The sequence below is a fragment of the Streptococcus cristatus genome, from assembly GCF_001578775.1.
Taxonomy (GTDB): domain Bacteria; phylum Bacillota; class Bacilli; order Lactobacillales; family Streptococcaceae; genus Streptococcus; species Streptococcus cristatus_A.
Window position 1 is genome coordinate 790,310 of sequence record NZ_KQ969062.1, and the last position, 22,991, is coordinate 813,300.

Sequence of the window (22,991 nt, forward strand, 5' to 3'; positions counted from 1 at the left end):
TTGAAAATAAGTGCGATATTTTCAAAAAATACTAGTTTTTTAGACCTTAATGTGGTAAAATAAATATAAATAGAAAGCGTTTTTCTTAAATATTTATTTAAGAAAGTGGTTGGTTTTTTGCACTTTGTTAGACATTAGGAGGAAAAACAAATGAGTGAAAAAGCTAAAAAAGGGTTTAAGATGCCCTCATCTTATACCGTCTTGTTGATAATCATTGCTATTATGGCAGTGTTGACTTGGATCATCCCTGCAGGTGCCTTTGTGGATGGTGTTTACAAAGCCCAACCTCAAAATCCGCAAGGGATTTGGGATGTTCTCATGGCACCGATTCGGGCTATGCTAGGTACTCACCCAGAGGAAGGCTCGCTGATTAAGGAAACAAGTGCAGCGATCGATGTAGCCTTCTTCATTCTCATGGTTGGTGGTTTCCTTGGTGTTGTCAATGAAACTGGTATGCTAGACACTGGTATTGCTTCTATTGTGAAGAAGTACAAGGGCCGCGAAAAGATGTTGATTTTGGTTCTCATGCCTTTGTTTGCCCTTGGTGGTACAACTTATGGTATGGGTGAAGAAACCATGGCCTTCTATCCTCTTCTTGTGCCAGTTATGATGGCTGTTGGATTTGATAGCTTGACTGGGGTTGCCATTATCTTGCTCGGTTCACAGATTGGATGTTTGGCATCTACCTTGAACCCATTTGCGACAGGTATTGCTTCATCAACTGCAGGTGTAGGTCTTGGTGAAGGGATTATCCTTCGTTTGATTTTCTGGTTTGCTTTAACTGGTCTTAGCACTTGGTTCGTTTACAAGTATGCTGATAAGATCCAAAAAGATCCAACTAAGTCTCTCACTTATGCAACACGTGATGAAGACATGAAATTCTTCAATGTTGGTGAAGACGAAGAAAATGTCAACTCAACTCTTACTAAGAAACAAAAACATGTCTTTGTTCTCTTTGTACTTACCTTCGTCTTGATGGTCTTGAGTTTCATTCCATGGAGTGACTTAGGTATTACTCTCTTTGGAGACTTAAATACTTGGTTGACTGGTCTTCCAGTTATTGGCAAGATTGTTGGTTCATCTACAGCTGCTTTGGGTACTTGGTACTTCCCAGAAGGCGCAATGCTCTTCGCCTTCATGGGTATCCTTATCGGTGTTGTTTATGGTCTTAAAGAAGACAAGATTATCTCTGCCTTTATGAATGGTGCTGCTGACTTGCTCAGTGTAGCCTTGATCGTGGCAATTGCCCGTGGTATCCAAGTTATCATGAACGATGGTATGATTACAGATACTATCCTCAACTGGGGTAAAGAAGGCCTGAGCGGTCTGTCTTCACAAGTCTTTATCGTTTTGACTTATATCTTCTATCTGCCTATGTCATTCTTGATCCCATCCTCATCTGGTCTTGCCAGCGCGACTATGGGTATCATGGCTCCGCTCGGAGAATTTGTCAATGTGCGTCCTAGCTTGATTATCACTGCTTACCAATCTGCTTCAGGTGTCTTGAACTTGATCGCACCAACATCTGGTATTGTGATGGGAGCTCTTGCACTTGGACGTATCAACATCGGTACTTGGTGGAAATTCATGGGCAAACTTGTAGTTGCTATCATTGTAGTGACCATTGCTCTCCTTCTTCTTGGAACATTCATTCCATTCCTATAAAGAGTGAGTGAGGTGATTCCATGAAAACATATATAACAAATCAAGTTAAAGATGAATTTCTTACATCATTAAAGACTTTGATTTCCTACCCTTCTGTACTCAATGAAGGAGAAAGTGGAACACCTTTTGGACAAGCAATCCAAAATGTCCTAGAAAAAACTTTAGAGATTTGTCGAGGTTTAGGTTTCACTACCTATCTTGATCCTAAAGGTTATTACGGATATGCAGAAATCGGTCAGGGAGCAGAGCTCCTGGCCGTTCTCTGTCATTTGGATGTTGTTCCATCAGGTGATGAAGCGGATTGGCGGACACCGCCATTTGAGGCAACTATCAAAGACGGCTGGATCTTCGGACGTGGTGTCCAAGATGATAAGGGACCATCAATGGCTGCTCTTTACGCAGTCAAGGCTCTGCTAGATAGCGGAGTAAAATTTAAAAAGCGGGTTCGGTTTATCTTTGGTACGGACGAAGAGACACTTTGGCGCTGTATGGGGCGGTACAATGAACTAGAAGAAACAGCAACGCTTGGCTTTGCACCAGATTCTTCCTTCCCTCTGACCTATGCTGAGAAAGGCCTCTTACAGGTCAAGCTGCATGGTCCTGGTTCAGATCAGCTAGATTTAGAAGCAGGAGCAGCCTTTAATGTCGTGCCTGGCAAGGCCAGCTATCAAGGAGAACTTTTGGAGCCGGTCGTGGCAGGTTTGCAGGCAGCTGCTTTTGAATACGAGCAAAATGACCAACGAGTCACTGTTCTCGGTCTACCTAAGCATGCCAAGGATGCAGCTGAAGGTATCAATGCTATTGTTCGGCTAGCGACAGTTTTACAGCCTTTACAAGCTCATCCTGCTCTGGCTTTTATTGCAGAAGCAGTGGGAGAAGATGCGACTGGCGGCCGTTTATTTGGCGACATTTCAGATGAACCGTCTGGCAGACTATCCTTTAACATTGCAGGTCTGACACTGAACTCAGAAAAGTCTGAAATCCGTATTGATATTCGGATTCCTGTCTTGGCGGATAAAGATCAGCTAGTGGCAAAACTAGCAGAGATTGCTGGGAGCTACCAGTTGGACTATGAAGAGTTTGACTATCTGGCTCCGCTTTATGTACCTAAGGACAGCGAACTGGTCAGTACCCTGATGACTATCTACCAAGAAAAGACTGGCGATACTAGTCCAGCTATGTCCTCTGGTGGGGCAACTTTTGCTCGGACTATGCCAAATTGTGTGGCCTTTGGCGCTCTTTTCCCAGGAGTAGAGCAGACGGAACATCAGGCCAATGAACGAGCGTCTTTGGAAGATCTCTATCGTGCGATGGATATCTATGCTGAGACTATTTTCCGCTTGGCAGGAGAGTAAAATTTCTACGATAGATATTAGTTTTAGTAATTTTCTTGGCAAAATATCTTGTTAAAAATGATAAAAGAGTTGGATTTTCCAACTCTTTTTTGTCATTTACTAAAGAAAAATGGGGGGGCAAATTCTTTGAGTTTATCAAAGCATTCGATAGCAGCTTGATTATCTTCGCAGATGATCAGGCAGACATCGTCTCCGCAGACTGTAGCAACAATCTGGGGTAATTCCAGAGCGTCTAAAATGGCACCAAAAGATTGGGCTAGTCCGGGCAAAGTTTTCATGACGACTTGATGCTGAACGGGGCGGAGCATGACGAGGGCATCTTCCATATAGAAGCGTAGTCTTTTCTCCCAACGAGAAGGGGCGATACTGTTAATGACATAATAGGATTTGTCGTTTTCGGTCACCTTGACTAGATTGAGAGTTTTCATGTCACGAGAGAGAGTAGACTGGGTGACAATGACGCCGTTTGCTTCCAGTAGTTCTTGGAGTTCCTGCTGGGTATGGACTCTTTTTTCCATGATGAGGGAGCGAATGAGGCGATGCCTACTTTCGATTTTATTCATAGATTCACCTGTATTATTTGATAAACATAGCGTCGCCAAAGCTGAAGAAGCGGTAGCGCTCAGCGATAGCATGCTCATAGGCTTCAAGTGTCAGTTGGCGTCCAGCAAAAGCTGATACCAGCATGACAAGGGTTGATTTTGGCAAGTGGAAGTTGGTTGAAAAAGCATCGACAATCTTCCACTGATAGCCTGGTTTGATAAAGATATTGGTCCAGCCGGAGTCTGCTTGGATTTGACCCTCAAATTTGCTGCCGATTGTTTCCAGTGTCCGGATAGAAGTAGTGCCGACAGCAACGATGCGGTGGCCGCTTGCCTTGACTTGACGCAGGGTCTCAGCTGCTTCTTCAGACAAGCTATAAAATTCGGAATGCATTTCATGCTCTTCCAAGTTGTCAACTGATACAGGACGGAAGGTTCCAAGCCCCACATGCAGGGTCAGGTAGACGAGTTTAACGCCTTTTGCCGCAATTTTATCCAGCAATTCCTCCGTGAAATGGAGGCCAGCGGTTGGAGCAGCGGCGGAGCCGTTTTCTTTAGCATAGACTGTCTGGTAGCGTTCACGGTCTTCTAGCTTCTCGTGGATATAAGGCGGCAGGGGCATTTCACCCAAACTTTCTAGGACTTCTAAGAAAATGCCCTGATAATCAAAGCGAACGATCCGTCCACCGTGTTCCAGCTCCTCTGTAACGGTGGCGGTCAAACGGCCATCACCGAAAGAAACACGTGTTCCGACTCTTAGACGTTTGGCAGGCTTAGCTAGGACTTCCCAGAAGTCTCCTTGGGTATTTTTCAAGAGCAGGAGCTCGACATGGCCGCCGGTTTCAGGCTTGGTTCCATAAAGGCGAGCTGGCAGGACGCGGGTATTATTCATAACCAAAGCATCACCTGGTTCAAGTTGGTCAATAATATTGTCAAAATGTTGGTCAATAAACTGGCCAGTTTCCCGATCTACAATGAGTAGGCGAGAAGAGTCTCGCTTTTCCAGAGGAGTTTGAGCAATCAGTTCTTCCGGTAAGTGAAAATCAAAATCAGCAGTATTCATTCTATCTCCTTAAATAGTTCTCATGATCCAAATATAGTAGGCAGCAAGTAAAAAGGGAATACTGATAAAGAAAATTCCCAGGCATAAAAAAATTAGTTGCCAACCGAGATATTTTTTCAAGAAAAGCCCAGTGGTAAAAAGGGCAATTCCGAGTAAAAAAATTATAATCATTGGTAATAGCATGCTTTTATTATACCATGATTTGACGCTAAGTCTCTCAGTAAAATTTGAAAAAATTAAGTAGAATCTACTTGACAAAAATTGGTCTATACCATATAATAAAATAAGGAATACATCAAGAAAAATAGGAGAATAGAATGAAAGTTATTCGTGTTGAGAATCAAGTAGAAGGCGCAAAGGTAGCTTTAGAAATCTTGAAAGAAAAGTTGGCTCAGGGGGCCAAAACATTGGGGTTGGCAACAGGAAGTAGCCCGATTGAGTTTTACAAGCAAATCATTGCCAGTGACCTAGATTTATCAGAGCTGACCAGTGTAAACCTAGATGAGTATGTGGGACTTTCAGAAGACAATCCCCAGTCTTACCGTTACTTTATGAATGAGCAGCTATTTAATAAAAAGCCTTTCAAAGAAAGCTTTTTGCCAAACGGTGCAGCAGAAGATGTGGAAGCAGAAGTGAAACGCTACAATCAAGTCTTGGCAGATCATCCAGTAGATTTGCAAATTTTGGGAATTGGGACCAATGGTCATATTGGCTTTAATGAGCCAGGAACTAGTTTTGATAGCACTGTTCATATTGTTGACTTGGAGCAGTCAACTATCCAAGCGAACGCTCGCTTCTTTGAGAAGATAGAGGACGTACCGACTCAAGCCATCTCAATGGGAATTCGGAATATCTTAGATGCAAAATCAATCATCCTCTTTGCCTATGGCGCTTCTAAAGCTCAAGCCATTGCAGGAACAGTCCGAGGAGAGGTAACAGAAACGGTGCCAGCTAGCGCCCTTCAAGGCCATGAAGATGTCGTGATTATTGCAGACAAAGAAGCTCTAAGTTTATTAGAAGCTTAACAATCTATTTCCTATCTAATTTTTAGATAGGATTTTTTATATTTATCAAAAACTTGATTAAAAATATGATATACTAGTTAGGAATGAATTTTTTTGGAGGATAAATGTGAAGAAGAAGTTTTTGGTGTTTGGATTGATTTTGTCTGCCTTTCTATCACCGCTTTCTGCTGCGGCAGATGAATTGGTAGATATGGCACGAAAAATGTATCCCAATGAAAATGTACAAGCAATCAATCGTCCTAAGTCATCTTTGATGATTGACGGAAATACGGGTGATATACTGTGGCAGGATAACATTGATGAGGTTCGCGATCCAGCTAGCATGAGTAAGATCATGACCTTGTACTTGGTTTTTGAAGCCATTAAAGAGGGAAAACTCAGTTTAGATACGGTGATTAAGGCGACGCCGCAAGATCAGGCGGTTGCGGAAATTTATGAAATTTCCAATAATAAAATCGTGGCTGGAGTCAATTATACTGTTTCTGAGCTGATTACCATGACAGTTGTACCCTCTTCTAACGCAACAACAGTGATGCTGGCAAATTATCTATCAGATAATGATCCCGATGCTTTCTTGGATAAGATGAACGCGAAAGCGCAGGAACTAGGCATGACCAACACCAAATGGTTTAATGCCAGTGGTGCTGCAGCGGTTTCCTTTAAAGGTTACTATACTCCTCAAAGATATAATAACTACGCTAGCAACCAAACAACTGCGCGTGATTTAGGAATTTTAGTTTATAATTTTGTAAAGAACTATCCAGATATTTTAAATTATACCAATCAGGCTAAGGTGACTGTCAAGGCTGGGACGCCTTATGAAGAAACATTTGAGACTTATAATTACTCTCTGCCAGGTGCTCGCTATGCTCTAGAGGGAGTAGATGGTCTGAAGACAGGCTCAAGTCCGAACGGTGCCTTCAACTACATTGCAACTGTCAAGCGTGGAAATCAGCGCGTGATTGGCGTTATCATGGGCGTTGGCGACTGGTCTGACCAAGACGGTGAATATTACCGCCATCCATTTGGAAATGCCTTGATCGAAAAATCTTATGCTGATTACGAGTACAAGAAACTGTTCTCTAAAGGGAAGCAGGTGATTGATGGAAAAACTTACAATCTGCCAGAAGATTTTTATGCAACAATCAAAAAAGATGCGAAGGCAAAGCCTGTAGTTGAAAATGGTGTCTTGAAGGCTGGAAATGATCTATATACGCTCTCTCCAAAGATCTCTGATGAGATGAAAGTGGAGGAAGTAGATGCTTCTGTCACCCAGTCTGCCAAAGAAGAAGTCACTAAGAAAGAAAATAATAAAACTTGGTATAGTGACTTGCTAAGCAACCGCTGGTTAATTGCCTTGCCAATTGTCATTATTGTCCTGATTTTCTATATTGAGAATCGGAAATCGAGAAAAGCTAAAGCAGCTGCTAGAAAGCAAAGATTTAAATAAAGGCTTGTACTTAGTTTGCAAGCTGAGATAGAGGCTGGGACAAAAGTCCTAGCCTCTCAATTGTCTTTGGATTGTCGAGCAAGACGCAGTGGTTGAGTGGGCTCTACTACGCTGATTTCATCAGCTTTTACAGCCCTACTCAACTGTGCGGAGGTGGGACGACGAAATCGAATTCTAACGAATTACCGATTTCTGTCCCACTCTCTATTCTATTTTTGGAGAGGTTTTGATGATGGGGAAAAAGTTTTCTAATAGCTATTTGGCTTATTTTTTGATGTATAATTTTTATTTTCTGTCCAATTCATTGTTTTCGACCTTGATATCTGTTTATATGCTGGATAAGGGGTACACGGCTGGTCAAGTATCTATCGTCGTATCAGCTTCTTTCTTTTCTTCCATGCTGGCTCAGCCGATCATGGGTCTGTTAAATGATACTCTTGGCATCAAGAGGGTTTCGCTTATCAGTTTTTTCCTGATTATCTTGGGAGACATCTTTTTCATGGAGGCTGATAATCTATGGCTCTTAGCCATTTGGTATAGTTTTGTCTTGATGCTCATCAATGGGGTGGGGACTGTGATGGATGTACTGGCAACCCAAAGTCCTTATAAATATGGGAAAATTCGAATTTGGGGAACAATCGGTTATGCCGTCGGTTCACAGCTGGCAGGTTTGATTTATAAAAATATTTCTCCCCAGGCCATCTATCTGGTCTTTATCGGGACTATGATGCTGAGTATTTTAGGGGTTCTTGGCATGAATCCCAAGCGAGATAGATTAACTAAAAAGACTGAAAAACGAGGCCATTCGCTCTTTTCAGCCATTCTAAAAAACAGAACCTATCTTTTTTATCTTTTCCTTGTTGCCCTTTACTCTGGTGTGGGCAATACAGGACATACCTATATTCCTTCCATGCTAGAATCCAGCGGTTTAAGTGTTGATTGGGCAACGACTGTTGTGGCTGTCTCTGTACTATGCGAGGCTCCCTTAATCTTTTATTCCTATCTTTTCATGGATAAGATAGCTGTCAAAAAGTTGCTCTATATCTGCTTAGGCATGATGCTTCTTCAGTATGCGGTCTATGCTTTAAACTTTGGCTTAGGCTCGAAAATCGTAGTCACTCTGCTTTCCAAGCATGCTTCAGGCATGGTACTGACTATGCTTAGTCTGCGTATCGTAGCAAATCTGGTAGATGAAAAATATTTGGTGACCGCTTTTGCGTTACTACAGACAGGGAGAAATCTAGGAACAATTTTCATCCAGAATATGTCAGGGTCTATCTTAGATCGTTTTGGTTATGGTAGTATGAATTTCATGTTGGCAGCGATCATAGGTCTAGTGCTCTTGCTTGCTCTCTTCTTGAAAGTTCCTGAAAAAAAGAATCAGAATTTATTTGGATAAGAAAAAACGAGTTTGGAAACTTTTCAGCTCGTTTTTGTTTAGGGAGATTACATAAGTGAGAGAATAAATAACACCTCGTTCCATTTCACAAGCCCTCTCTTTTGCTTTTTAATTACGAATAAAGATATAAAAGACATTATATTGAAAGGGAAATACTCATGTTGCTTGCGAAAAATAAAGAGGGGATTTTGCTGAATGCGATGGAAAAGCAGCCTTCTCTAGGCGAACAAACCTTTTGTCCGGCCTGTTCGGGAGCGGTCCGCTTCAAAAAAGGAAGGGTCATGCGACCGCATTTTGCGCATATTTCTCTTGAAAATTGTTCATTTTATACGGAAAATGAAAGTGTGGAGCATTTGAACTTGAAAGCTGGCCTTTATAGCTGGGGGAAGCAAAGTCAAGAGATTCAGGTGGAGGCCTTTTTACCTGAGATAAGGCAGATTGCTGACCTTTTGTTGGACGGTCGCATAGCGCTGGAGGTTCAATGCAGTCCTCTTAGTCAGGAAAGACTTGAGGAAAGGACGCTATCCTATCGCCAGCATGACTATCAGGTTCTCTGGCTTTTGGGCAAGAAATTATGGTTAAAACAGTCGCTGACGAAACTGCAAAAGGACTTTCTTTATTTTAGTCAAAATATGGGCTTTCATCTTTGGGAATTGGATGAGAAAAAGAAGGAGCTTCGGCTTAAATATCTCATTCACGTAGACTTGCATGGGCGAGCTCAGTACAAGGTCAAATCCTTTCCTTTTGGTCAAGGCTGTCTTTTATCCGTCTTGCGCAGTCCCTTTCAAAAGCAGGTGCTAGAGAGCTATCTGGCTAAGCAAGATCCGGAGATTTGTCGCTATGTTCGTCAGCAACTTTATTACCAGCAGCCTCGCTGGATGAAGCTCCAAGCCCAGCTCTATCAAAAAGGAGACAATCTTCTGACCAAGTCAGCCGAGGATTTTTATCCGCAAGTTCGGCCTGTCCAAGCCAGCTCCTTTTGTCAAATAACAAGAGACTTGGCGCCCTATTACCAGCACTTTCATCGCTATTATCAGACTGAAAAAAATAAGCAGCTTCAAATTATCTATCCACCGATATTTTATGCGAGGATTTCCCCCACTTTTATGATAAAATAGAAAAGATGGAGGAAATTTCTATGGCAAAACAAAGAAATGAAATTGAAGAAAAATATACTTGGGATTTGACAACAATTTTCCCAACAGATGAAGCCTTTGAAGCGGAGTTGGCGCAGGTTTCAGAAGAAGTGAAGAAGGCAGCTAGTTTGGCTGGGCATTTGCTGGATTCAGCGGACAGTCTCTTAAAAACGACTGAAGTGCAGTTGGACTTGATGCGCCGTATTGAGAAACTTTATTCCTATGCTCACATGAAGAACGACCAGGATACACGTGTGGCTAAGTACCAAGAGTATCAGGCTAAGGGGATGACTCTTTACAGCGAATTTGGTCAAAGTTTTGCTTTCTATGAGCCCGAATTTATGGCGATTACAGAAGAGCAGTACCAAGCTTTCCTGGCTGAGCAGCCAGCACTGCAGCTGTATCAGCATTATTTTGACAAGCTTTTGAAAAAGAAAGCCCACATCCTGACCCAGCGCGAAGAGGAGCTATTGGCTGGTGCTGGTGAAATCTTTGGCGCAGCAGGCGAAACCTTTGCGATCCTGGATAATGCGGATATCGTCTTTCCTATGGTGCATGATGAAGATGGAAATGAAGTTCAGCTCAGCCACGGCAACTATATCACCTTGGTCGAGTCTAAGAACCGAGAAGTCCGTAAGGAAGCTTACGAGGCTCTTTATAGCGTATACGAGCAGTACCAGCATACCTATGCTAAGACTCTGCATACCAATGTCAAGGTACACAATTACAATGCGAAAGTCCGCAAGTTCTCCTCTGCCCGTGAAGCAGCCTTGTCAGCGGACTTTATTCCAGAAAGTGTTTATGATAGCCTAGTTTCAGCTGTCAACAAGCATTTGCCTCTCTTGCAGCGTTATATCGCTTTACGAGCGAAGATTCTAGGCATTTCTGATTTGAAGATGTATGATATGTACACACCTTTGTCAGAGACAGACTACAAGTTTACTTATGAGGAAGCCTTGGCTAAGTCTGAGGAAGTCCTGGCTATTCTGGGTGAGGATTATCTGAGCCGAGTGAAGACAGCCTTCTCAGAGCGCTGGATTGATGTTCATGAAAATCAAGGCAAGCGCTCAGGAGCATACTCAGGCGGTTCTTATGATACCAATGCCTTTATGTTGCTCAACTGGCAGGATACACTGGACAATCTCTTTACCTTGGTGCATGAGACAGGCCACAGTATGCACTCAAGTTATACTCGTGAGACCCAGCCTTATGTTTATGGAGACTACTCTATCTTCCTAGCTGAGATTGCTTCAACGACCAATGAGAATATCCTGACAGAGAAGCTCTTGGAAGAAGTAGAGGACGATGCTACCCGCTTTGCTATCCTCAATCACTTTTTGGATGGCTTTAGAGGTACGGTCTTCCGTCAAACCCAGTTTGCTGAGTTTGAGCACGCTATCCACAAGGCTGACCAAGAAGGTCAAGTTTTGACCAGCGAGTTTCTCAATGAGCTCTATGCTGACTTGAACGAGAAATACTATGGACTGAAAAAAGAAGACAATCCGCAGATTCAGTACGAATGGGCACGGATTCCGCATTTCTACTATGATTATTATGTTTTCCAATATTCAACAGGATTTTCAGCGGCTTCTGCCTTGGCTGAAAAGATTGTCCATGGCAGTCAGGAAGACAAGGACAAGTATCTGGACTATCTCAAAGCTGGGAACTCTGACTACCCACTTAATGTCATCAAAAAAGCAGGTGTGGATATGGAAAAAGAAGACTACCTGAACGCTGCTTTTGCTGTCTTTGAGCGTCGCTTGGACGAATTTGAAGTCTTAGTAGAAAAGTTGGGACTGGCATAAGATGGTCGAGACTTATAATCAAAACTCTAATCCTAATATGCGCCGGCCAGTAGTCAAGGAAGAGATTGTAGACTTTATGAGACGGCGACTCCAGCCAGTTTCTGGTGGACTCAAGGAGCTGGAGGATTTTGCCAGAGCTGAAAATGTACCCGTGATTCCCCATGAGACAGTGGCTTATTTCCGACTGCTACTTGAAAGTCTGCAGCCAGAGAAGATTTTAGAAATCGGGACGGCTATTGGATTTTCGGCCCTTTTGATGGCGGAACATGCGCCTCAGGCTCAGATTACGACTATTGACCGCAATCCAGAGATGATTGAGCTTGCTAAGGCTAATTTTGCTAAATATGACAGCCGTCAGCAGATCACCCTGCTGGAAGGCGATGCGGTGGATCTGCTTGAGACGCTGGAGGATTCTTACGACCTTGCCTTTATGGACTCTGCCAAGTCTAAGTATGTGGTCTTTCTGCCCCCAGTCCTCAAGCGCCTCAATCCTGGTGGTCTGGTCCTCATTGATGATGTCTTCCAAGGCGGAGATGTTGCCAAGCCTTTTGAGGACATTAAGCGTGGCCAGCGGGCTATTTACCGTGGCTTACATAGCCTGTTTGACGCAACTTTGGACAGTCCAGATTTGACTGCAAGCTTGCTTCCTTTAGGAGATGGGCTGCTTATGATTAGAAAAAAATAATCCTTTCACTTTTTTCTTGATTTCCAAAAATTTTTAGGAAAAATTAAGATATCAAGTTGGATTTGTGGTACAATAGACAAAGTGAATTTATTGAAGGAGTAGATAAAATAATGAAGAAAAAAATCCTTACAGGAGCAGTAACTCTCTTTTCTGTAGTGGCTTTAGCAGCATGCTCACAAACAGCAAAAGATAAAGATATTGTGACAATGAAAGGTGAGACAATCACAGTAAGTGAATTTTACGATCAAGTAAAAAATAATGGATCCTCTCAACAAGTCTTGCTTCAAATGGCAATTAAGCAAGTTTTTGAAGAAAAGTATGGCAAAAAAGTAACGGACAAAGAAGTTGAAGAAGCCTTTGAAAAAATGAAATCCGCTTATGGTTCTGCCTTCCAAAATGTTCTTGCTCAAAGCGGAATGACAGAAGATGCATACAGAGACCAGATCCGTGCAAATAAATTGGTCGAATACGCTGTTAAGAAAGCAGCTGAAAAAGAGCTGACAGATGACAACTACAAGGCTTTCTTTGAAACGTATACCCCAGAAGTGACGGCTCAAATTATCAAGGTAGATAGTGAAGAAAAGGCTAAGGAAGTGCTTGAAAAAGCCAAGGCTGAGGGAGCAGACTTTGGTCAGTTGGCCAAGGAAAACTCGACCGACAAGGACACCAAAGATAAGGGCGGCGAGGTGAAATTTGATTCAACCTCAACAATAGTTGCGGATGCTGTTAAAAAAGCTACTTTTGCCTTAGAAGAAAATGGCGTTTCTGATGTAATCACTGTACGAGGTAAGCAGAACTATTCAGCAAGCTACTACATTGTTAAATTGGTGAAGAAAACTCAAAAATCTGCAAAATGGACAGATTACAAGAAGCAACTAAAAGAAGGAATCCTGACTCAAAAACAAAACGATGCAAGCTTTATTCGTTCTGTTATTTCTAAAGAATTGAAGGAAGCGAATCTGAAAGTGAAGGATCCAGCTTTCCAAAATGTCTTTGCCCAATATGTAGAAGGAGATACTTCTAGCTCATCGTCTAAAGAAGAAAGCAAGTCTCAGTCTTCTAGTTCAGAAGAAAAGAAATCACAATCTTCAAGCTCAGAAGAAGCAAAAACTGGGGCTTCAAGCTCAGAAGAAAGCAAGTCAGAAGCTGCTCATACTGAAGAAAACCCAGCTCCTGCAGCAGAATAAGCTTGACGAAAAGCCAAGAAATCAGTATAATAAAATTATTGAGAATTGATTTTCTAGATCTCAGCTCAGAGAATTGGCGGTGCTGCGAGCCATGTGAGAGGAAAATTCATGCTACTCATGTTTCAAACTAAATAGCTAATGAGAATGACAAGTTCATTGAATGAAGGTGGTACCGCGGTTTTTCGCCCTTCAGACAAAGAGCTTGTCTTTTATCTTGACTCTGGAGGTAAAGCGATGAAGACCTATCTTGTCAAACAAAAATTTCGCCTAGGTGGCGAACGCTTTGATATCAAGGACGATCGAGGTAATGTAGATTACCAAGTAGAAGGATCATTTTTCCAGATTCCGAAGAGTTTCACCATCTATGATGCCCAAGGACAGACAGTTAGCCAGATCAGCAAAATCTTTCTAACATTTTTGCCTCGGTTTGAAATCAAGCTCAGTGACGGGACAAGCTTTTATATTCGCAAGAAACTGACTTTCTTCCGTGATAAGTATGAGTTTGACAATTTAGGCCTAAGGATTGAGGGCAATATCTGGGATTTAAATTTTAAATTACTAGATGATCGCGATCAAGTCGTGGCAGAGATTACCAAGGAACTTTTCCATCTGACCTCCACTTATCAGGTGAGTGTCTATGATGAGGCTTACTCAGATCTAGTCATTTCCCTCTGCGTCGCCATTGACTATGTGGAGATGCTGGAAAGTTCATCATAAAAAACATTAAAAAGATTTAAGGAGAAAAATAAAATGAAACAAATGTCAAGTGCTCAAATTCGCCAAATGTGGTTAGACTTTTGGGCAAGCAAAGGCCACTCTGTAGAACCATCAGTAAGTCTGGTGCCAGTTAACGACCCGACTCTTTTGTGGATTAACTCTGGGGTAGCAACTCTTAAGAAATACTTTGACGGGACTATCAAACCTGAAAATCCACGTATTACTAATGCGCAAAAAGCGATTCGTACAAACGACATTGAAAACGTAGGGAAGACTGCGCGTCACCATACTATGTTTGAAATGCTGGGGAACTTCTCTATCGGGGATTACTTCCGTGATGAAGCTATTACTTGGGCTTATGAACTCTTGACAAGCCCTGAGTGGTTTGACTTCCCAGCTGAAAAACTCTACATGACCTACTATCCAGATGATAAAGATTCTTACAACCGCTGGATTGAAGTAGGAGTGGACCCAAGTCACTTGATTCCAATCGAGGACAACTTCTGGGAAATCGGTGCGGGACCTTCTGGACCTGATACAGAGATTTTCTTTGACCGTGGAGAGGCATTTGACCCAGAAAATATCGGTATTCGCCTGCTTGCAGAAGATATCGAAAACGACCGTTACATCGAAATCTGGAACATCGTTTTGTCACAATTTAACGCAGACCCTGCTGTTCCTCGTAGCGAGTACAAGGAATTGCCACACAAGAACATTGATACGGGCGCTGGTTTGGAACGTTTGGTGGCAGTTATCCAAGGGGCTAAGACAAACTTTGAAACAGACCTCTTCATGCCAATCATTCGTGAAGTGGAGAAATTGTCTGGTAAGGTCTACGACCAAGATGGCGACAATATGAGCTTTAAGGTTATCGCTGACCACATCCGTTCTCTTTCATTTGCCATCGGTGATGGTGCCCTTCCAGGAAACGAAGGTCGTGGTTATGTCCTTCGTCGTCTTCTCCGTCGTGCTTCTATGCACGGTCAAAAATTGGGTATCAATGAGCCTTTCCTTTACAAACTCGTTCCAACTGTTGGAAAAATCATGGAAAGCTACTACCCAGAAGTACTTGAAAAACGTGATTTTATCGAGAAAATCGTCAAGAGCGAGGAAGAGTCATTTGCTCGTACCCTTCACTCAGGTCAACATTTTGCAGAAACCATTGTAGCAGACTTGAAAGAAAAAGGACAAACGGTTATCGCTGGTTCAGATGTCTTCAAACTCTATGATACATACGGATTCCCAGTTGAATTGACAGAAGAAATCGCTGAAGAAGCAGGTATGACTGTCGACCGTGAAGGTTTTGAAGCAGCCATGAAAGAGCAGCAAGAACGTGCGCGTGCATCAGCTGTTAAGGGTGGCTCAATGGGGATGCAAAATGAAACCCTTCAAAATATCACAGTAGAAAGTGTCTTTAACTACAATGCCAGCCAATTGCCTTCTAAGTTGGTGGCTATCGTAGCGGACAATGCAGAAGTAGAAGCTGTTTCAGAAGGAACTGTCTCTCTCATCTTTGCAGAGACTCCATTCTACGCTGAAATGGGTGGACAGGTAGCTGACCACGGTCAAATCTTGGATGCAGCAGGAAACGTCGTAGCAAATGTAACGGACGTTCAAAAAGCTCCAAATGGACAAGCTCTTCATACTGTTGAAGTTCTTGCACCACTTGCTTTGAACCAAGAATACACCTTGGCAATTGATACCAATCGTCGTCACCGTGTTATGAAAAACCACACTGCGACTCACTTGCTCCATGCGGCTCTTCACAATATCCTTGGACACCATGCGACACAAGCAGGATCTCTGAACGAAGTTGAATTCCTTCGCTTTGACTTCACTCACTTCCAAGCCGTGACTCCAGAAGAGTTGCGCGCCATTGAACAGCAAGTCAACGAAAAAATCTGGGAAGCAATTGCTGTAGAAACTGTTGAGACAGATATTGATACGGCTAAAGAAATGGGAGCTATGGCCCTCTTTGGTGAGAAATACGGTAAAGAAGTCCGCGTTGTGACCATCGGTGACTACTCAGTGGAGCTTTGTGGTGGTACCCACGTTGGCAACACTTCTGAAATCGGTCTCTTCAAGATTGTCAAAGAAGAAGGTATCGGATCAGGAACTCGCCGTATCTTGGCAGTAACTGGTAAGGAAGCCTTTGAAGCCTATCGCGAACAAGAAGACGCTCTTAAAGCAGTGGCAGCAACCTTGAAAGCACCTCAACTCAAGGAAGTACCTCATAAGGTCGAAGGGCTTCAAGAGCAACTCCGTCAATTGCAAAAAGAAAATGCAGAATTGAAGGAAAAAGCCGCAGCGGCGGCAGCGGGTGATGTCTTCAAGAATGTGAAGGAAGTCAACGGTCACCGTTACATCGCTAGCCAGGTTTCTGTATCAGATGCAGGTGCCCTTCGTACCTTTGCGGATAACTGGAAACAAAAAGACTACTCTGACGTGCTTGTCCTAGTTGCAGCTATCGGTGACAAAGTCAATGTCCTTGTAGCGAGCAAGACTAAAGATGTGCATGCAGGAAACCTTGTCAAAGAATTGGCACCAATCGTCGATGGACGTGGTGGTGGTAAACCAGACATGGCTATGGCAGGAGGAAGCAACCAAGCCAAAATCCAAGACTTGTTGGATGCAGTAGCAGGTAAATTATAGTATGCTTTTTAAGATCAGGATTCGGTCCTGGTCTTTTTTACTTCTTATTTTGTAAAGGATCTAAGTCTTTATGACAAAAATCTTTATTTTTTTGACAAATATACTTATCAAAAAGAAAAGAATCTGTTACAATGTATTTAAGTTAAGAAGAAAAGATAAAAGGAGGAACTAATGGAGATACTGTTTTGGTGTCTACTTCCGATATTTTCTGGTTTGTGGCTGATGTCATCCAGTGAATTGAAAAATGTAAAAAGGAAGTTGAAACGTTTAGAGAGAAATAAAGAAAGGAGTGGAGAAATGTCACGTTTTTTTAAAGAAATGATTGGGAAAAAACCGATCATCATCGGTGAAGTTTTCGGGACAGATTGCTGGGAGGTAGTTGATGCTGATGACGATTGGGTTAAGTTGAGTAAGACCAATAAAAAAGGTCAAACAAGAATCAAGCTCATGCGCATTGACGATATCAAGTCTGTTGAACTGAAAGAAGACTGAGAGGTGTTGTCATGAAGCTGAAAAATCGACTTAAAGAGCTGAGGGCCAGAGACGGGCTGAATCAAACCGACTTGGCTAAGAAAGCCGGCGTGTCGCGGCAAACGATTAGCTTGCTGGAGCGGGATGAATACACGCCCTCCGTGGTCATTGCTCTCAAAATTGCTCAGATTTTCAACGAAAGTGTCGAAAATGTCTTTCGCCTAGTGGAGGAAGAGTAGGCCGTTAGGAAAAATCAGTTACTGTAGATAGTTTATGCTAGCCATCTTGTCATGAAGTCTAGCAAGCTTTCATATCATAGTGATTACTTGATCTGATCCTAATTAGCTGTGTCAGTATATTAGTGCTTTTCCGCAAGTGACGGAAAGTAAAACAAGGAGAAAAACAATGCAAGAATTTATGGAAAACTTTAAAGTTAACGAAGAACAAGCAAAAATTGCTGGTGTCTGTGCAGGTTTGGCGGATTATTTTGGGATAAAGGTAGCTTATATTCGTCTGATCTTCGCAGTTGTAGTGCTAGCATCAACTGAGTTAGGGATTTTTGTAGCCTTGGGCTATGCCTATCTGGCAGGATGGTTGCAAAGGGATTATTTGTGGAATAAAATGAGCAAAAAGGTCAGAAATCACTTTATTTTCCTGATGATAGTGCTAATTATTTTACCTTTATTTGGCCGTGAAATACTGGAAATTGCCTCTGACTTTATTAGCCAAGTCATGGCTTGGCTGACTGCGCTTATTTAAGAATAGGAGAAAACAATGTCAACAAAGAAAAGAATATTGAGAAATATCGGCATCTTAATTCCTGCTGTTATATTAGGAGGGGTAGTTGGTTTTATAATGGCTCATTTTGAGCATATTTCTTGGCCGACTTTCTTAAATGTTGAACTGCTGAAGAACATTGGTCGAGCGAGTTTATTCATTCTCTATCCCGTAACCTTTTTCTTGCTCTATCAGACGCATAAAGTTCACGGAGCTTACCAGAGAGAAGAAGATGATGACAGAAGCTATGATCTCTATCGTCAAACTTTCAAAACCCTAGAATATGCGACGATTTTATATAATATCTCGTCTGCTCTGACTCTATTCACCCTCTTTGTAGGAGTGAGCTACCTAGGTCCGCTACTAAGGTCAGAAACGGCGATTCACATTCCGTTTTATGATATTGCACTGTTTTTTGCTTTGATTTTAGGTCAAATTCTTGTATTGAAAACCACTCAGAAGGTTCGTCAATATAAATTATCTGCTATGCCAACCATTGAGGAGATGAAGGACTATGCTCTGTCTTATGATGAAGGGGAGTTGCAGGCTCATTATGAACAAAGCTTTTTAACCCTCTTCAATCTCAATCAGCGCCTCATTCCAGGTCTTTATATCTTGCTCTTTATTCTTGGAGTTGGGACACCAATGCAGGTCGTATCTGGCATGATTGTCTTAACCATTATTTTTGTCTATATCAATGTGGACTCCTATCAAGCAGTTAAAAGATATTTCAAATAAGCTGTTTGTCGGCTAAAAAGGAGTTCATCTGAAATTAGTGAGTTTTATCTTTCCTAGTATCTATATTGGACTGATACTGCTAAATCTCCTATTCCAACTGGATACGATTTTGGCTTGGATTGCGGTATCTGTCATCTATCTTTATGTTACTGTCAGCCAGTACAAAATCGTTAAACGTTATTATAAGTAAGAAAGTGAGAAGAGGCCTTATGTCACAAGTGATTCAAGTAGAGAATATTTCTAAAAGTTTTGGAGAGAAAAAAGCTTTAGAACGGATTAATTTTCATATCAATCAAGGAGAAATTTTCGGATTTTTAGGACCATCTGGATCAGGAAAAACAACATTAATTAATATCCTGACAGGCCAGCTTGATGCCGATAATGGTCAAAGTAAAATCCTTGGTAAAGCTTCAGATGCTATTAATGCTCAGGATTTGGTGAAAATTGGCCTAGTATCTGATACAAGTGGCTTTTATGAGAAGATGACTCTCTATAAAAACTTGCAGATATATGCGAAATTATACGGTTTAAAAAATGAACGGATAGATGAAGTTTTAGAGCAGGTTGGTTTGTTAGAAAGCAAAAATATTGTAGCAGAGAAGCTTTCGACAGGTATGAAGCAGCGGATGTTTCTAGCTCGGGCTCTTTTAAATAATCCTGAGGTCTTATTTTTGGATGAGCCAACGAGTGGGCTTGATCCTCGTACTTCCAAGGTGATTCATGAGCTTTTGCTTGAGCTGAAGAAAAAGGGAACAACCATTTTTCTGACGACTCATGATATGCATGAAGCTAGCGCCCTTTGTGATCGACTGGCCTTGCTAAATAAGGGAGTATTAGTAGAATATGGCGAGCCGAAAGCTATTATTCAAAAATATAACACAGCCAAGAAAGTTAAAATTAGCTATGAAAATGGAGAAACCGAGCAAATTTCGTTCTCAGAATTGGCTACAAAAGACCTAAAATTAGCTATTACAGTGCATTCTTGCGAACCTACATTAGAAGAAATTTTTATTCAATTAACAGGAGAAAAACTAGATGTATAAAAAAATTAAAGCTCTCACATGGCTGCGTACTCAGATTTTATTGACAAATTCTTCATTGCTTATGTCCGTCTTGCTGCCCTTTGGCCTCCTCTTTTTGTACAATATGATTTTAAATAAGAATGGCAATGCAGGCCAAGGACTATTGAAGATGATCCTGCCTATGACCTTTTCCATGAGTGGCGGCTACATGGTGTCTATTATGATGGCAGAGGACAAGGAGAAGCGCAATCTAAAGACCTTGATGCTGAGCGGAGTTCGTTCTGGCGAATACCTCCTATCCATGTTGGTTTATCCCTTCCTATTTACAGTCTTTGCCTTGCTTTTTTTCCCATATTATTTGCATGTAGACCTGTCTGGCAAATGGCCCGTCTATCTTTTGATCAATCTCTTAATTATTGTTATTATCCTTTTAATCAATCTTTTTATTGGTGGTATTTCCAAGACACAATCACAAGCTCAGGTTTATAGTTTATTTCCGCTGTTGCTGATTAGTTTCGTACCATTATTTGCTAGTTTTGATAAAACAATACAACAGATTCTGCGATTTACTTTTATGAATCCATTTATCAACTTCTTTGAAACAGGAGACTATTCATTCAAAATTGAAGATTTCTCTAATTTGGTGATTTGGCTTCTTATTTTTATCAGTGCAAGCACTTATGTCTTGAGTAAAGGTCGAAAATGATGGAGGAGCTTTTATGAAACTTATTAAAAAAATCAACTTTATGGAAGAAAAGAAATATGTAATCGGTCTAAATGTAGCGGGGCTCTTACTGATTTTTCCTTTCTCCATGCTTTTTGCGAAATTGACCCAGCTAATTTTTCGTGCAGACCAATATGATTTTTCGGGTCTAGATCTTGCCTATTTTTTAGTTTTTACCTTTATCCTTGTCGTCATCCACGAGTACATTCACGGTTTCTTCTTCAAGTTTTTTGGTAGAGGGAAGGCCAAGGTCAAGTTTGGTTTTAAAAATGGGATGGCCTATGCGACTAGTCCAGGAACTTTTTACAATCGTAAGGACTTCTTGGTCATTGGTTTGGCTCCCTTTGTTTTGATTAGCCTGCTTCTGACCTTATTGGCCATGCTGGGCTTGCTCAGTTCAACTCTCTACATGCCTCTGGCTAGTATTCATGCAGCGGGATGTGTTGGTGACTTTTACATCGCTTTGCTGCTGTTGGGCCAGACTGATGATATTCTGGTCGAGGATACTGAGGCTGGGATGAATTTTTACCAGAAAGAAGAGCCTAGTCAGGGCTAGAAATCACTTGTGTGAGATACTTCTTGTAAAATGTCTATCAAAGAGTAATATACTTGATAATTTAATGATTTGGAGCAATGTTGATCCTGCCTAAATGGATGGCAGCGTGATACTAAATTCAAATTTAAGACAAATGAAACCCGAAGGACTAGAAGTTCCTTCGGGTTTTGTATATAAGAGAAAAATGATTAGATAAGTTCGTCAATAGAAGTATAATCGAGATTCAAGCCTTCTGAAACAGGTTGGCTAGTGATGTGGCCATGATAGGTTGTGACACCTTCACGCAATCCAGCGTCGTCTGCAATAGCTTGTTTGAAGCCTTTGCCAGCCAGCGCTTCGATATAAGGAAGGGTGACATTGGTCAGGGCGATGGTAGAAGTGCGAGCCACGGCACCAGGGATATTGGCTACCGCATAGTGAAGAACACCGTGTTTCTCATAGACTGGCTTATCATGGGTGGTCACGCGGTCGGCAGTCTCGATAACGCCACCTTGGTCAACGGCCACGTCAACAATAACAGAACCAGGGCGCATTTGCTTCACCATATCGTCAGTTACCAGTTTTGGAGCCTTAGCACCAGGAATGAGCACAGCTCCAATCATGACATCTGCTTCGCGGACGCTTGCCTCGATGTTAAATGGATTGGACATGAGGGTTTGAATTTGGTTGCCAAAGACTTCTTCTAGCACAGATAGACGTTTGGCACTAATATCGAGAATCGTAACTTGAGCGCCTAGTCCCAGAGCAATACGGGCTGCATGCGTTCCTACGACACCGCCTCCGATAATGGTAACTTTACCTTTTGGCACTCCTGGTACACCACCAAGGAGAACGCCAGAGCCACCTGTCTGCTTGGTTAGGAAATGAGCTCCGATTTGAACCGCCATACGACCAGCAACCTCACTCATAGGTACTAAGAGTGGTAGTTGTCCTTGTCCGTCACGTACAGTCTCGTAGGCTACCCCGGTAGTTTTAGCAGTTATCATAGCTTGGGCTAATTCGGGAGCAGCGGCCATGTGCAGGTAAGTGAAGAGTAGGAGGTCGTCACGCAAATACTGATATTCAGTTTCCAGCGGTTCTTTAACCTTAACAACCAACTCAGCTGTCCAGGCTTCAGCAGCAGTGGCAACGATTTTTGCACCTTGCTTTTCATAGTCTGCATCTGCAAAGCCAGATCCAAGTCCAGCATTTGTCTCGATCAGCACCTGATGGCCTTTTCCTACAAGACTGTGCACACCAGCTGGCGTCAGGGCAACGCGATTTTCATTATTTTTAATTTCTCTTGGAATTCCGATTAACATAGAGCTTTACTCCTTTTTCTAACGCTAGGATCTCCGAATACAGGACTACAAAGGAACCTAGGTCAATTATTGTGATGTTTTCATTTTAAAGGAAACTGGCGCAAAAAGCAAGAAAAAAAGGATTGTTTTAGATAGGGAATTATGCTATTCTGATAAGAAAAATCAGGAGGAAGAGATGGAAAATATCTATGTCAAGCTAAGTCAGCATTCCAGATTGGAAACGGAACGATTGATCTTGCGTCCAGTGACTTTGGATGACGCTCCAGCCATGTTTGAATATGCTTCTGATGAGGAGAATGTTCGCTATACCTTTGCGACCAACAAAACTTTAGAGGAAACCCGCAATAATATTGCCTTGTTTTACTTGGCGAATCCTTTGGGTCGCTGGGGCATTGAGATGAAGGAGACTGGCGACTTTATCGGGACGATTGATCTGCATAAAATCCGCTTGGACTTGAAAACGGCAGCTATCGGCTATGTGATCCATAAAAAATACTGGAATCAGGGCTACACGACTGAGGCCAATCGGGCAGTACTTGAGCTGGCTTTTGAAGAAATCGGCATGAACAAATTGGTCGCCGTACATGATATTGACAATCCTGCCTCCGGCCGTGTCATGCAAAAGTCAGGCATGATTTTTTCGCACGAAGAGCCTTATGCAGCCCTGGACAAGCATGAGGAAGGGCGCATAGTGACGCGGATGCATTACTATCGACCAGAT

22 protein-coding genes are annotated in these 22,991 nt (G+C 42.1%); 19 read left to right on the forward strand and 3 right to left on the reverse strand.

Annotated features, from left to right (window positions below; all coding sequences use genetic code 11):
* Positions 1–150: 150 nt before the first annotated feature.
* The gene (locus tag SCRDD08_RS03935; RefSeq protein WP_045499182.1) at positions 151–1,665 is read left to right on the forward strand and encodes a YfcC family protein; all 1,515 of its coding nucleotides are present in this window, start codon (positions 151–153) and stop codon (positions 1,663–1,665) included.
* A gap of 20 nt (positions 1,666–1,685) precedes the next feature.
* Positions 1,686–3,020, forward strand: a complete 1,335-nt coding sequence (locus SCRDD08_RS03940) for a dipeptidase (protein ID WP_061422529.1) — start codon at positions 1,686–1,688, stop codon at positions 3,018–3,020.
* 92 nt (positions 3,021–3,112) lie between these two features.
* Here SCRDD08_RS03940 and SCRDD08_RS03945 read toward each other — a convergent pair whose 3' ends face one another.
* Complete coding sequence (locus SCRDD08_RS03945) at positions 3,113–3,583, reverse strand: arginine repressor (RefSeq protein WP_005590761.1); 471 nt, start codon at positions 3,581–3,583, stop codon at positions 3,113–3,115.
* A 13-nt stretch (positions 3,584–3,596) separates the two neighbouring features.
* The gene (gene queA, locus SCRDD08_RS03950; RefSeq protein WP_061422530.1) at positions 3,597–4,625 is read right to left on the reverse strand and encodes a tRNA preQ1(34) S-adenosylmethionine ribosyltransferase-isomerase QueA; all 1,029 of its coding nucleotides are present in this window, start codon (positions 4,623–4,625) and stop codon (positions 3,597–3,599) included.
* Between the two features lie 317 nt (positions 4,626–4,942).
* Between queA and nagB the strand changes: the two genes are divergently transcribed.
* The 16 genes from nagB (at position 4,943) to SCRDD08_RS04030 (ending at position 20,969) form a co-directional block, all read left to right on the forward strand.
* On the forward strand, positions 4,943–5,650 hold the full coding sequence (nagB, locus tag SCRDD08_RS03955; RefSeq protein ID WP_048764476.1) for a glucosamine-6-phosphate deaminase: 708 nt from the start codon (positions 4,943–4,945) through the stop codon (positions 5,648–5,650).
* Positions 5,651–5,756: 106 nt separating this feature from the next.
* A complete protein-coding gene (locus tag SCRDD08_RS03960) occupies positions 5,757–7,100 on the forward strand; it encodes a D-alanyl-D-alanine carboxypeptidase family protein (protein ID WP_061422531.1) in 1,344 nt (447 codons plus the stop codon).
* Positions 7,101–7,332: 232 nt separating this feature from the next.
* On the forward strand, positions 7,333–8,499 hold the full coding sequence (locus SCRDD08_RS03965) for an MFS transporter (protein ID WP_061423260.1): 1,167 nt from the start codon (positions 7,333–7,335) through the stop codon (positions 8,497–8,499).
* A gap of 158 nt (positions 8,500–8,657) precedes the next feature.
* Positions 8,658–9,617 carry a competence protein CoiA gene (locus SCRDD08_RS03970; protein ID WP_061422532.1) on the forward strand — a complete coding sequence of 320 codons (960 nt, stop codon included), beginning with the start codon at positions 8,658–8,660 and terminating at the stop codon, positions 9,615–9,617.
* A gap of 20 nt (positions 9,618–9,637) precedes the next feature.
* Positions 9,638–11,440 carry an oligoendopeptidase F gene (gene pepF / locus SCRDD08_RS03975; RefSeq protein ID WP_061422533.1) on the forward strand — a complete coding sequence of 601 codons (1,803 nt, stop codon included), beginning with the start codon at positions 9,638–9,640 and terminating at the stop codon, positions 11,438–11,440.
* A 1-nt stretch (position 11,441) separates the two neighbouring features.
* Positions 11,442–12,125 (forward strand): O-methyltransferase, encoded by a 684-nt coding sequence (locus SCRDD08_RS03980; RefSeq protein WP_061422534.1) that lies wholly within the window; start codon positions 11,442–11,444, stop codon positions 12,123–12,125.
* Between the two features lie 110 nt (positions 12,126–12,235).
* The gene (prsA, locus tag SCRDD08_RS03985) at positions 12,236–13,312 is read left to right on the forward strand and encodes a peptidylprolyl isomerase PrsA (protein WP_061422535.1); all 1,077 of its coding nucleotides are present in this window, start codon (positions 12,236–12,238) and stop codon (positions 13,310–13,312) included.
* A gap of 138 nt (positions 13,313–13,450) precedes the next feature.
* Positions 13,451–14,029 (forward strand): LURP-one-related/scramblase family protein, encoded by a 579-nt coding sequence (locus SCRDD08_RS03990; RefSeq protein WP_196756168.1) that lies wholly within the window; start codon positions 13,451–13,453, stop codon positions 14,027–14,029.
* 33 nt (positions 14,030–14,062) lie between these two features.
* The gene (gene alaS, locus SCRDD08_RS03995) at positions 14,063–16,681 is read left to right on the forward strand and encodes an alanine--tRNA ligase (protein WP_061422536.1); all 2,619 of its coding nucleotides are present in this window, start codon (positions 14,063–14,065) and stop codon (positions 16,679–16,681) included.
* A 297-nt stretch (positions 16,682–16,978) separates the two neighbouring features.
* Positions 16,979–17,173 carry an aspartyl-tRNA synthetase gene (locus SCRDD08_RS11835; protein WP_231089324.1) on the forward strand — a complete coding sequence of 65 codons (195 nt, stop codon included), beginning with the start codon at positions 16,979–16,981 and terminating at the stop codon, positions 17,171–17,173.
* An 11-nt stretch (positions 17,174–17,184) separates the two neighbouring features.
* Entirely contained in the window at positions 17,185–17,391 is a 207-nt protein-coding gene (locus SCRDD08_RS04005) for a helix-turn-helix transcriptional regulator (RefSeq protein ID WP_005590740.1), read from the forward strand.
* A 166-nt stretch (positions 17,392–17,557) separates the two neighbouring features.
* The gene (locus SCRDD08_RS04010) at positions 17,558–17,911 is read left to right on the forward strand and encodes a PspC domain-containing protein (RefSeq protein ID WP_061422538.1); all 354 of its coding nucleotides are present in this window, start codon (positions 17,558–17,560) and stop codon (positions 17,909–17,911) included.
* A gap of 15 nt (positions 17,912–17,926) precedes the next feature.
* Positions 17,927–18,667, forward strand: coding sequence for a DUF3169 family protein (locus SCRDD08_RS04015; RefSeq protein ID WP_061422539.1), 741 nt, complete (start codon positions 17,927–17,929; stop codon positions 18,665–18,667).
* 209 nt (positions 18,668–18,876) lie between these two features.
* On the forward strand, positions 18,877–19,710 hold the full coding sequence (locus SCRDD08_RS04020; protein WP_061422540.1) for an ABC transporter ATP-binding protein: 834 nt from the start codon (positions 18,877–18,879) through the stop codon (positions 19,708–19,710).
* Positions 19,703–20,395 (forward strand): ABC transporter permease, encoded by a 693-nt coding sequence (locus tag SCRDD08_RS04025; protein ID WP_061422541.1) that lies wholly within the window; start codon positions 19,703–19,705, stop codon positions 20,393–20,395. Before SCRDD08_RS04020 ends, SCRDD08_RS04025 begins: the two co-directional genes overlap by 8 nt.
* A gap of 13 nt (positions 20,396–20,408) precedes the next feature.
* Positions 20,409–20,969 carry a DUF3267 domain-containing protein gene (locus SCRDD08_RS04030; RefSeq protein WP_061422542.1) on the forward strand — a complete coding sequence of 187 codons (561 nt, stop codon included), beginning with the start codon at positions 20,409–20,411 and terminating at the stop codon, positions 20,967–20,969.
* Positions 20,970–21,157: 188 nt separating this feature from the next.
* On the opposite strand, the gene ald is transcribed toward SCRDD08_RS04030, so the two are convergent.
* Positions 21,158–22,270, reverse strand: a complete 1,113-nt coding sequence (gene ald, locus SCRDD08_RS04035; protein ID WP_061422543.1) for an alanine dehydrogenase — start codon at positions 22,268–22,270, stop codon at positions 21,158–21,160.
* Positions 22,271–22,445: 175 nt separating this feature from the next.
* On the opposite strand from ald, the gene SCRDD08_RS04040 reads away from it, so the two are divergent.
* On the forward strand, positions 22,446–22,991 hold a 546-nt coding region (locus SCRDD08_RS04040; protein ID WP_081104253.1), incomplete at its 3' end, for a GNAT family N-acetyltransferase.